Genomic DNA, 10,759 nt, shown 5'->3' with positions numbered 1-10,759 from the left:
ACCGTGGCACCCCACGAATGCCCAACGAGGTGGACAGCGCTGTTGGTGCGCTGGATGACGGCCTCGACGATGTCGATCTCCCGTTCGATAGAAATGTCGTCCGGGCTGCGGCGCTCTTCGGTGTCGCCATAACCGAGCAGGCTCGTTGTCACCGCCCGAAAGCTATCTCCTAAGAGAGCGATCACACCACGCCACAGCGCTCCCGTACTCCATGAGCCGGGCACGAAAAGAATGGTCGGCCCCGATCCTTGCTCGCGGTAGTCGATGCGTTTGGCAGGATATTCGACCATGGCTGCCCCCCGCACGTGGAGGTGTCCGTACCGAGAACGATACCACGAGCCGCACGAAAACCACATGGAAGACAAAGGCTAGCTGGACGCGACGGAGGACCCCGCATGAGCTCCGGGTCCTCTGGGGCGCGTGAGAAAAGTGGGGTACGCGCGACCGCGCCCTTCGAGGAAATCTGCCGCGAGAAAATTCGTGGTTGCAGTTGCGGGGACGAGCGCGCCGCAAAGTCCGCTCTGTCCCGATAGCGACCAACTTCCGCATCGCGGCGAAATGACGTGCTGGGCCGACAGGTGACGTTCCGAAACGAAAGAGGTCGCCAACTGAGACGGCCTTACCTGCGGTGGTGCCTTTCTAATGCCTTCTGCAGCCTTATCGCGCGGCGAAGCACTTGGGAGCTTTCGGCCAACGTAAGGTAACTATATTCAAGGGTCGCAAGCTGGTTGCGAGACACGTTGTCTTGTGCTTGGTCTTTTAGCTCTCTGCAGCGCTTAGCCCGCTTGAGATATTCTCGGGGTCTCTTCATTCTGGCTAACAAAAGGCCACAAGCAAGGTTCCTAAGAAACCTTGGTACGCGATGGACCATGTGCGGACGTGTAACCACGACTACTTCGGACTGTTGCACAAGGCCGATGCAGGACAGTCGCATTCACGTTGAGCCCCGAAAATCGCAGCGCGGCTAAACGTACGATAATGCGGGCAGGGTCGCATTGTGCTTTAGCTGACACATTGAGGACTTGCCTGCTCCGTGGGCACGCGACCACTTCCGCGCCACCCGTTTGGGCGGCGCGTCACTAATCGAGAAGTCCAAATCCACAACACTGTCCAACAAAGCTCACCTACCAAGGGAGGTAAATACCCATGGCACCAGACGAGCCCGATCAGACCACCCCGAGCGCGGAGCCAACCCCAGAGCCGATGCCCAGCCCGGCCGTCGAGGCCACGCCCGAGCAGAAGACCGCCGTTTCTTCGGAGCCGGTCGAGGCCCCGGCCGAGCCCGTGGCCGAGCCGCCACCAGCCGAGGGCGAGCAGCAGGCGCCCGCGTAACTTCACTGGTGGAAAAGCAAAGGGCCGCAAAAAACCTTGCGGCCCTAAGGCGCTAGCGGAGCATGCGCGGCGAGCCACCCTCCACAACAAGTGGAGAGGGTAAGAGCGCGAGATGCATTCGCTACCCCGCAATCTCCCGCCAATCCGCGCCGCGTAGCATGCGCATGACGGCGGAGGCCACCGCGGTTCGCTGGCGGCCGGCGACGCCGTAGAGGTTGACGGTGCGGCGTGCATCGAGCCCGGCCACCGACGTGCGCTTGAGGCTCTCCGGCACCGGCGAGGTGTGCGGCACCATGGCGAGGCCGATATCGGCCTCGACCAGCTCGATCAGATCGCGCTCGCTCGAAATCTCGTGGCTGTGATCGACGTCGACGCCATGCTCGCGCAGGCTTGCCGAGATACGCGTGACGTGCTCGCAGTAGCTTCGGCTGAGCAGCTGCTCGGAGCGCAGATCGTCGAACTCGATCGTGCTGCGCTCGGCGAGCGGGTGACCCTTGCCGATCACGAGCTCGAATTTTTCGGTAAATAGCGGCCAGACGTCGAGCCGCTCCCAGGCTTCGTCGATCTCGGCGGCGATGCCGAGCTCGGCCTCGCCCTTCTTGAGGAATTCGCCGACCTCGCGGCTCGAGCCGCGCAGGAAGCGGAATTCGAGCCGGTTGAACTGCCGCTTGATCTGGTTGAGATGCGGAATGAGCAGCGCGAGATCGATCGAATGCGTCAGCGCGATGCGCAGAGCGCCGATCTCGCCGCTCTTGAAGGATGAAGCGAGCGAGCGCGCGCCGGCCGCGGCCTCGTAGCACTGTTTGAGCAGCGGATGCATGCGCTGGCCGAGCTCGGTCAATTGCGCCGCCGGCCGTTCGCGCCGGAACAGATCTCCGCCGAGCTCGGCTTCGAGCTGCTTGATGGCGCGGGTCAGCGAGGGCTGCGTCACGTTGCACTCCTCGGCCGCGCGCGTGAAATTCAAAAGCTGCGCCACCGCGAGGAAATAGCGGACCTGGTGCATTTCCATGGATCGGCTCCCCGGCAAGATCGAGCAGGAATCTAGCCGATCAGGGCGGGGAATGACATCCTGCCGGCGATAGCGCGAGCGTATGGTTTCGGAAGCCAACCGGCATTTCCGTTGTGTTCGGCAATTGGTCACAAGGGCATGGCGTAACAATCGCGCCGTGCCTGACGAATATTCGAGCAGTGCCAGCACGATGGGAGGCGACACATGCAAGATATGACGCAGCGCATCAAGTCGAGAGACCTGCCCGGTCAGGTCGTGCTTGTGCTCCAGGGCGGCGGCGCGCTCGGCTCCTACCAGGCCGGCGTCTACCAGGCGCTGCACGAGGCCGGCATCGAGCCGGACTGGATCATCGGCACCTCGATCGGGGCGATCAACGCCAGCCTGATTGCCGGTAATGCGCCGCGGGAGCGGTTGTCGCGGCTGATGGAGTTCTGGAAGCGGATGGAGCAGAATCCGGTCTGGAACCTGCGCACGGCGTTTCCGGGCTTCAACGAGAAGCTCGCCTACTGGTCGACTATCACCAACGGTATACCCGGCTTCTTCCGGCCCAATCCGCTGGCGCATGCCGGCGACTCCTTCCCGCTGGGCGCCGATCACGCCGGCTTCTATTCGACCGCGCCGCTGGAAAGAACGCTCTGCGAGCTCGTCGACTTTAACCTCGTCAATCGCTGCACGCCGCGCCTCACCGTCGGTGCCGCGCATGTCCGCACCAGCCAGATGCGCTACTTTGACAGCCGCGACGGTGATCTGACGGTGAAGCACGTCATGGCCTCGGGTGCGCTGCCGCCAGCCTTTCCGGCCGTGCGCATCGACGGCGAGCTCTACTGGGATGGCGGCATCCTCTCGAATACGCCGACGGAAGCCGTGTTCGACGACAATCCGCGCAAGGACTCGCTGATCTTCGCCGTGCATCTGTGGAATCCGGTCGGCGCCGAACCGACCACGATGGCGGAGGTGCTGAACCGTCACAAGGACGTGCAATATTCCAGCCGGATCGCAAGCCACATCGCGCGGCAGCAGCAGGCGCACCGGCTGCGCCACGTCATCAACCAGCTTGCCGCGCGGTTGCCCGAGAGCGATCGCAGCGATCCTGCGGTGCGCGAACTGACGAGCTATGGCTGTCCGACGCGGATGCATGTGGTGCGGCTGCTCGCCCCGCAGCTCGACCGCGAGACCCACACCAAGGACATCGACTTCAGCCCGTCCGGCATCGTGCGGCGCTGGGACGCAGGTTATCTCCATACGCGATCGGTGCTGGCGCGCGCGCCGTGGATCGGCGAGTTCGATCCGCTCTCGGGCGTGGTGTTGCACGATAATCCTGATATCCTGCCGGTCGCGGCGGAGTAGCGCGGCGGAGTCCAACATCGGCTCATCCGCGTGAGCTTCGCAATTGGCCCCAAGCGGATGTTGCAAAGTGATTTCCGAGAACGACCTGGAGTTTGCGCTCGATCATATCAAGAGCAAGGCAGCTGGATCGACGGCGGGCATTTTTGGACCGGCCTCACTGACCTGGCGAATTGACCGAGAGGCCGTGATTTTTCTCGGAGCCGGCCGTGCGCTGCTGCTTCAACTGGCGCACCCATGGGTTGCTGCCGCCATCGCCGAGCACTCCACGACGCTCGCCGATCCGATCGGTCGCTTCCACCGAACCTTCGATGTCATGTTTACGATGGTATTCGGCTCGCTCGATCAGGCGCTGACGGCTTCCCGGAAGCTGCATCGGCGTCACGCCGCGATCGTCGGCCGCTTGCCAGATGCCATCGGGTCGTTTGAAGCGAATTCGCACTACTGTGCCAATGAAGTCTCGGCGCTGCGTTGGGTTCATGCCACTCTCGTCGAGAGCGCGGTCATGGCGCACGATCTCGTCTTTCCGCCGCTCTCGGCCGACGAGCGCGAGCGATACTGGGCCGAATGCCGGCTTTTCGCAGCGATGTTCGGGCTGACCCCGGGCGACCTGCCGGCGGATTGGCAATCCTTTCTTGCCTACACTGAAGCCATGGCCCGCTCGGAGGTTTTGACCGTCGGCACCGCAGCGCGCGAGGTGGCCGGACAAATTCTCGGGGGCGTCGGAAGACCCTGGTTACGGCCCCCCAAATGGTACCAGGCGCTGACGGCTCGCATGTTGCCGGAGCAACTGGGCGCGGGTTTTGGGTTGGCTTGTGATGAAGCCGATGGCAGGGCGGCGGACCGCGCGCTCAAGTGGATACGACGCATCTACCCCCGGCTGCCCGCGCGCCTGCGCTATGTCGGTCCGTATCAGGAAGCTCAAGCGCGACTGCGCGGGACGCCACAGCCCGGCTGGATGACGCGATGTCTCAACAGGGCCTGGATCGGAAGGTCTTCGATCGGATGACCCGTCGTGACATGCGAAGCCGCCTCAAGCCGACGCGATCTTGCGATACAGCGCGCTGTAGCAGGCGGCGGAAATATTCCAGCTGAACGACCGCGACATGGCGGTGCGGCGCATGGAGTCGAGACGCTCCTGGGCCATGAAGGTCGTGAAGGCCCGACGAACGCCACCGAGGAAGGATTCGTAGGACGGCTGCGTGAACAGGAAGCCGGTCTCACCGTCGGTGATGGTTTCCGCAAGGCCACCGGTCTGGTGGCCGATCGGCAGCGAGCCGAAGCGCTGGGCGTACATCTGGCTGAGTCCGCAGGGCTCGAAGCGCGAGGGCATCAGGGTGAAATCGCTGCCGGCAAAGATGCGCCGTGCCTGCGCGTCGTTGAAGCCGATGGCGACGCCGATCGCGTCGGGCCGCCTGCGATGGGCGTTGATCAGGGCCTGCTCGAGCGCCGGCTCGCCGGAGCCGGTGACGACGATCTGCCCGCCGGCATCGATGATCTCGTCGGCCGCCGACAGCACGAGGTCGATGCCTTTCTGATGCACGAGCCGCGCCACGATGCCGAACATCGGCCCGCGCGACACCGCGAGCCCGAATTGCTTGCGCACATAGTCCGCGTTGGCCCGCTTGCCGGCCCAGTCGCCGGCGCCGAATTGCTGGGCGAGCTGCGCGCAATAGCGGGGGTCCCAGCTCTCGTCGATCCCGTTCAGGATGCCGGTGAGCTCGGCCGCCTCCGAGCGGGCGCGCAACAGACCCTCCAGGCCGCAACCGAATTCCGACGTGGTGATCTCGCGCGCATAGGTCGCACTCACGGTCGTCAGATGCGAGGCGTAGACCAGGCCCGCCTTCAGGAAGGACAATTGATCGTAGAACTCGACGCCGTCGATGTGGAAGGAGCTCTCGGGTGCGCCGATCCGCCGCAGCGCCTCTTTCGGGAAGAGGCCCTGATAGGCGAGGTTATGGATGGTCAGGATCGATGGCACCTTCGAGCCGCGCCAGGCGAGGTAGGCCGGCACGAGCGAGGCCTGCCAGTCGTTGGCATGGATCAGGTCGGCTGCCCAATTCTTGTCCAGGTTGCCCGTCGCAAGTTCAGCGGCTGCCGATGCCAAGCGCGCGAAGCGGATGTCGTTGTCGGGCCAGTCGCGCCCGGCATCATCGCCATAGGGATTGCCGGGACGGTCGTAGAGCTGCGAGCACAGCAGCACATAGACCGGCAGGCCGTCGCGCGTCGCGGCCCGGCCGAGCGTGCAGGCCGGCATCTCCGCAAACGCCGGACAGCGGCCAACGATCTGAATATGCGTGAGTTGTTCGATGATATCGCGATAGCCGGGCAACATGATCCGGATATCGGCGAAGGGGCGGAGCGCTCTCGGGAGCGCAGCAGAAACGGCGCCAAGTCCGCCGACGCGGACAAAGTCGTCCATCTCTGTCGTGACGAACAAGACCCTCAAGAACAGCTGCCCTCTTCCGAGCCCGTTTGCTGCTATGCAAGATCGGGTCCAATTGTCCTCGGAATTCCAAGCCCGCCCCTGGAAGCTGCCGTTCGGTAAAGACTTTCCTACCAGGCCGCCGCCATCTAGGGTCGGCGCATCAAACAAGCAAGAGCGCGCGTGGTTCCTAAGGGGAGACTCCGGGAATGCAGCTGGCAGATAAGCATGAGAGGACGACGACAAAGGCCTTCGCCGGTCTGCGGGTGCTGGATTTTTCGACCACCATCGCCGGTCCCCATTGCGCGCGGATGCTCGCTGACATGGGCGCCGAGGTGATCAAGATCGAGACCGAAGGCGGCGAGACGATGCGGACGCGCCCGCCGGTGCGCAACGGCTGCAGCACCGTGTTCGGCCAGCTCAATGTCGGCAAGAAGAGCATGGTGCTCGACCTGAAGTCGGAGGAGGGCAAGGAGGCGGTGCGGCGCCTCGTCGCCACCGCCGACATCCTGGTCGAGAATTTCCGTCCCGGCGTGATGCGCCGCCTGCGGCTCGATTACGACACGCTGCGCCCATTCAATCCGAGGCTGATCTACTGCTCCATCTCGGGCTACGGCCAGACCGGCCCGTCAGCGGAGTTGCCGGCCTACGCGCCGGTGATCCACGCGGCCTCCGGCTACGACATGGCGCATCTTGCCTACCAGCCCGGCCGCAACCGTCCCGATTATTGCGGCATCTATCATGCCGACGTCGTCACCGGCACCTATGGTTTCGGAGCGGTTGCGTCGGCGCTGTACCAGCGCACCGTCACGGGCCTCGGCCAGCACATCGACGTCTCCATGCTGGAGTCGATGCTGACGCTCACGGTGATAGAGCTGCAGAACTCGCAATTCGAGGTGAAGCCGCCGCCGCGTCCGATGTTCGGTCCGACCGAGACCGCCGACGGCTACGTCATGATCACCATCGCGAGCGAGAAGACCTTTCAGAGTCTGATGAAGGTGATCGACCGGCCTGACTGGATCTCCGACCCGCGCTTCTGCGCCTATGGCGTGCGACGCAACAACTGGGCTGACCTGATGGACGGCGTCGAAGCCTGGTCGCGGCAGATCACGACGGAGCAATGTCTCGCAGAGCTCGGTGCCGAGGGCGTGCCGGCTTCGGCCTATCGCACCGTCGCCGAGGCATTGTGCGATCCGCAGCTCACGCACCGCCAGGCGCTGTCGGACGTGGAAGACGAAGGTGGCTCCTTCCAGGTGCTCAATCTGCCGTTCCGGATGTCGGGCGCGGACACGACGCCCGGCAAGCGCATCGCAGCGCTCGGCGAGCACACGCGTGAGCTTTGCGCGGAAGCGGGCCTCGGCGATGACGCGCTAATTCCGTCAGGCAAAACGGCTGCGCAACAATAAGCACTGCGGCGTTTGATCTCGCGCGCGTTCCTCTTGCCGTGGCGAGCGATTCTCGCCAATCTCGCCTGAAGTCATCAAGGATCCGGAACATACCGGACGAGAGGTTTTGGGAGAGAACAATGACGCACGCAGTTGCCGCGGCGCGCAGGCTTGCGCCGATTTTCCTTGTCACGGCATTTGCCATTGTTCCGCTGGTGCAGCCCGCGCAGGCGCAAAAATCCGGAGGCAGCATCACCGTCGGCCAGGAGCTCGATATTCCCGGCTTCGATCCGCTCAAGGTCGGTGTCTACGACACCTCCGCCGAAACCGCCGCGGCCGCGATCTTCGACACGCTGATTACTCTCGACGACAAGGGGCAGGCGGCGCCGAAGCTCGCATTGTCCTGGACGCATTCCGACGACTACAAGACGTGGACCTTCAAATTGCGCGAAGGTGTGAAGTTCCAAGATGGCACGCCGTTCAACGCCGAAGCGGTGAAGGCCAATTTCGATCGGCAGAAGGATCCCGCCAACAAGTGCCGGTGTGCGTTCTACATTGCCTATGTCCATGACGTGCAGGCGGTGGACGAATATACCGTCGTCTATCATCTCAACGATCCGCAGGTGAATCAGCCGGCGCTGATGGCGGTCCAGAGCTCGAACAATGTCGTGCATTCGCCGACCGCCTGGAAAACCAAGGGCGACGATTACAGCCGCAATCCCGTCGGCACCGGCCCCTACATCCTGAAGTCATGGACCGCCGGCGATCGCATGGTGCTGGAGAAGAATCCCGACTACTGGAACAAGGGCCATCCCTATCTCGACCGCATCACCTTAAAGCCGTTGCCGGATGCGCAGTCGCGCTTTGCCAGCCTGCAATCGGGCGAGGCCGACATCATATGGGATGACGAGTACGATCCGGACAACATCCAGAAGGCGCAGAAGGACCCGAAGCTCGCCGTGCACGCCTACACCGGCTCCGGCGCACAGGTCTATGCCTTCAACACCAAGACGCCGCCATTCGACGACGTCCGCGTGCGGCAGGCCCTCGTGATGGCGATCGACCGCAAGAAGATGTCGCAGGCGATCACCAATGGGCTCGCCAAGCCCGCGTCCAATCCCTACGGCGAAGGCTCATGGGTCAAGTGCAAGGACGATGGTGCGTTGCCGCTCGACCCTGCGAAGGCCAAGGCGTTGCTCCAGGACTACGGCAAGCCCGTCGAATTCAAGACGATCGTCACGGCGACGCCGCGCGGGCGAACGATCGGCCAAGTCCTCCAGCAATTCTGGAAGAATGTCGGCGCCAACATGGAGCTTGAGCAGGTCGATCAGGCGACGATCGCGCCGCGTGGGTTCCAGCGCCAATTCCAGCTGACGCCGTGGCGCATCATCGACCTCGCCGATCCCGACCCGCAGATGTTCGCCAATTTCCACACCGGCAGTCCGGTCGCGCTCGCCAACTATTCAAACCCGGAGCTCGATAAGCTCCTGGAGCATGCGCGCGTGACCGCCGATGTCGCCGAGCGTACCGAGGACTATTGCGCGATCACCCGTCTGATCAACAAGGAAGCGATCTGGTTCTGGACGTTCCAGAACACCTATTACGCCGTATCGACGGCGAAGCTGAAAGGCCTGCCCAAGATCTACCATGGAGTGATCGACGTCTCCGACACCTGGCTGGACTGAGCGCAAATGCTCGCCTTCGTCATTCGGCGCCTCGTTCATCTCCTGCCGGTGCTGGCTGCCGTCTCGCTGCTCACCTTCCTGATCGCCTCGCTTCTGCCTGGCGATCTCGCTTACGTCATCCTCGGTGACCAGGCGACGCCGGAGAAGGTCGCAGCACTCCGCCACGACATGGGGCTCGATCAGCCACTGTGGTGGCGATACCTGAGCTGGCTCGGCCACGTGCTCCAGGGCGATCTTGGCCGCTCCTTCCGCACCGGGCAGACGGTGTTGCAGGCGGTCGCCGAGCGGGTGCCGGTGTCGATCGAGCTGATGCTGCTCGCCGAATTCCTGGGGCTGTTGATCGGCGTGCCGCTCGCGATCGCTTGCGCCGCGCGCGCCGGCGGTCCGTTCGATCGCTTCATGACCGGCGGCGCGTTCGCCATGCTGTCGGTGCCGTCATTCCTGTCGGCCATCCTCCTGATCTACCTGTTCGCGGTGGAGCTGCACTGGCTGCCGGCGACCGGCTACGTGCCGTTCACCGAGGACCCGGTCGCCAATCTGCGCTTCTTCGTCCTGCCGGCGCTGACGCTGGCGCTCGCGGAATGGCCGGGCATCATGCGCGTGCTGCGCTCCGACATGATCGCCACCTTGCAGGAGGACTACATCGCGCTAGCCAAGGCCAAAGGCCTGAAGCCCTCGCGCATCCTGTTCGTGCATGCGCTGAAACCCTCGTCGTTGACGCTGGTGACCGTGACCGGCATCAATATCGGCCGCCTGATCGGCGGCACGCTGATCGTGGAATCGATCTTTGCGCTGCCGGGCCTCGGCCGGCTCCTGGTCGGCGCGATCTATACCCGCGATCTCATCATCCTCCAGGGCGTGGTGCTGCTGGTCGCGTCCGGTTTCGTCATCGTGAACTTCATCGTCGACATGCTCTATGCCGTCCTCGATCCCAGGATCCGCCATGGCCACGCTTGAGCTCTCGCTTCAGGAAGAGGCGGCGCCGGAGCCGGTGCGCCGCAGGCGCCGGCTCGGCCTGTTGTTCTGGATGGCGATCGCCTGGCTCGCCGTGGTATTTGCGCTCGCGATTCTGGCGCCGCTGCTGCCGCTGCAAAGCCCGACCGACATGGACATGCTGGAGCGCAGAGCCGCGTTCTCGGCCGAGCACTGGTTCGGCACCGATGGCCTCGGCCGCGACGAGCTCGCGCGCCTGGTCTTCGGCGCGCGCGTATCGCTGACGGTCGGGCTGTTTGCGCCGATGATCGGCCTCGCCGTCGGCGGCGGGCTCGGCCTGCTCGCCGGTTACTTCCGCGGCCGCTTCGAGACGCTAGCACTACTCTGGCAGTTTAGTTTTGCCTGGGTCGACGAGGAGTTTCTCACAGTGCGGGCATCGCCGGGGTGGAGGCTGAGCGAAGAGCTCGAGGATGGCTTGCCTGACGGCCGGCATGCTCGGCTGTGGCGGTGGTCCCGCGATTCTTTTTTTTTCGTCCCGCTGCTTTAAGGCGGCGGGATTGGAGGAAGGCGTAGGCGATCATGGTCATCAAGGCGTGTCGGTGTAAGCCCGTCCAGGATCTCCCTTCGAAGTGGTCGAGGCCAAGCT

At 63.9% G+C, this 10,759-nt stretch carries 9 protein-coding genes and 1 pseudogene; 6 read left to right on the top strand and 4 right to left on the bottom strand.

Annotated elements, in window-relative coordinates:
* Nucleotides 1–290: alpha/beta fold hydrolase (locus YUU_RS0144890; protein ID WP_027525283.1), on the bottom strand; the 290-nt coding region annotated here is incomplete at its 3' end.
* 856 nt (nt 291–1,146) lie between these two features.
* On the opposite strand from YUU_RS0144890, the gene YUU_RS59840 reads away from it, so the two are divergent.
* A complete protein-coding gene (locus YUU_RS59840) occupies nt 1,147–1,332 on the top strand; it encodes a hypothetical protein (RefSeq protein ID WP_156944924.1) in 186 nt (61 codons plus the stop codon).
* A gap of 121 nt (nt 1,333–1,453) precedes the next feature.
* Here the strand turns inward: YUU_RS59840 and YUU_RS0144880 are convergent, their stop codons facing one another.
* On the bottom strand, nt 1,454–2,341 hold the full coding sequence (locus YUU_RS0144880; protein ID WP_027527995.1) for a LysR family transcriptional regulator: 888 nt from the start codon (nt 2,339–2,341) through the stop codon (nt 1,454–1,456).
* Between the two features lie 204 nt (nt 2,342–2,545).
* On the opposite strand from YUU_RS0144880, the gene YUU_RS0144875 reads away from it, so the two are divergent.
* Entirely contained in the window at nt 2,546–3,688 is a 1,143-nt protein-coding gene (locus YUU_RS0144875; RefSeq protein WP_027527994.1) for a patatin-like phospholipase family protein, read from the top strand.
* A 67-nt stretch (nt 3,689–3,755) separates the two neighbouring features.
* On the top strand, nt 3,756–4,694 hold the full coding sequence (locus YUU_RS0144870) for an oxygenase MpaB family protein (RefSeq protein ID WP_027527993.1): 939 nt from the start codon (nt 3,756–3,758) through the stop codon (nt 4,692–4,694).
* 24 nt (nt 4,695–4,718) lie between these two features.
* On the opposite strand, the gene glgA is transcribed toward YUU_RS0144870, so the two are convergent.
* A complete protein-coding gene (gene glgA / locus YUU_RS0144865) occupies nt 4,719–6,134 on the bottom strand; it encodes a glycogen synthase GlgA (RefSeq protein ID WP_035665132.1) in 1,416 nt (471 codons plus the stop codon).
* 185 nt (nt 6,135–6,319) lie between these two features.
* Between glgA and YUU_RS0144860 the strand changes: the two genes are divergently transcribed.
* The 3 genes from YUU_RS0144860 to YUU_RS0144850 all read left to right on the top strand — a co-directional run bounded on the left by YUU_RS0144860 (nt 6,320) and on the right by YUU_RS0144850 (nt 10,137).
* The gene (locus YUU_RS0144860) at nt 6,320–7,516 is read left to right on the top strand and encodes a CaiB/BaiF CoA-transferase family protein (RefSeq protein ID WP_027527991.1); all 1,197 of its coding nucleotides are present in this window, start codon (nt 6,320–6,322) and stop codon (nt 7,514–7,516) included.
* Between the two features lie 119 nt (nt 7,517–7,635).
* Nucleotides 7,636–9,180 carry an ABC transporter substrate-binding protein gene (locus tag YUU_RS0144855; RefSeq protein WP_027527990.1) on the top strand — a complete coding sequence of 515 codons (1,545 nt, stop codon included), beginning with the start codon at nt 7,636–7,638 and terminating at the stop codon, nt 9,178–9,180.
* A gap of 6 nt (nt 9,181–9,186) precedes the next feature.
* Entirely contained in the window at nt 9,187–10,137 is a 951-nt protein-coding gene (locus tag YUU_RS0144850; RefSeq protein ID WP_027527989.1) for an ABC transporter permease, read from the top strand.
* A 398-nt stretch (nt 10,138–10,535) separates the two neighbouring features.
* On the opposite strand, the pseudogene YUU_RS60770 reads toward YUU_RS0144850, so the two are convergent.
* Nucleotides 10,536–10,759, bottom strand: a pseudogene (locus YUU_RS60770) (IS701 family transposase); the annotation flags it as partial.

The organism is Bradyrhizobium sp. Ec3.3 (genome assembly GCF_000472925.1).
In the GTDB taxonomy this organism is placed as follows: domain Bacteria; phylum Pseudomonadota; class Alphaproteobacteria; order Rhizobiales; family Xanthobacteraceae; genus Bradyrhizobium.
The sequence above is the reverse complement of the archived record's forward strand: the minus strand, read 5'-3'. Positions and strand labels throughout refer to the sequence as shown.

Excerpts from the sequence above, each read along its gene's own strand:
- YUU_RS59840 (WP_156944924.1), top strand. The coding sequence starts at position 1,147 with ATGGCACCAGACGAGCCCGATCAGACCACCCCGAGCGCGGAGCCAACC.
- YUU_RS0144880 (WP_027527995.1), bottom strand. The coding sequence starts at position 2,341 with ATGGAAATGCACCAGGTCCGCTATTTCCTCGCGGTGGCGCAGCTTTTG.
- YUU_RS0144875 (WP_027527994.1), top strand. The coding sequence starts at position 2,546 with ATGCAAGATATGACGCAGCGCATCAAGTCGAGAGACCTGCCCGGTCAG.
- YUU_RS0144860 (WP_027527991.1), top strand. The coding sequence starts at position 6,320 with ATGCAGCTGGCAGATAAGCATGAGAGGACGACGACAAAGGCCTTCGCC.
- YUU_RS0144855 (WP_027527990.1), top strand. The coding sequence starts at position 7,636 with ATGACGCACGCAGTTGCCGCGGCGCGCAGGCTTGCGCCGATTTTCCTT.
- YUU_RS0144850 (WP_027527989.1), top strand. The coding sequence starts at position 9,187 with ATGCTCGCCTTCGTCATTCGGCGCCTCGTTCATCTCCTGCCGGTGCTG.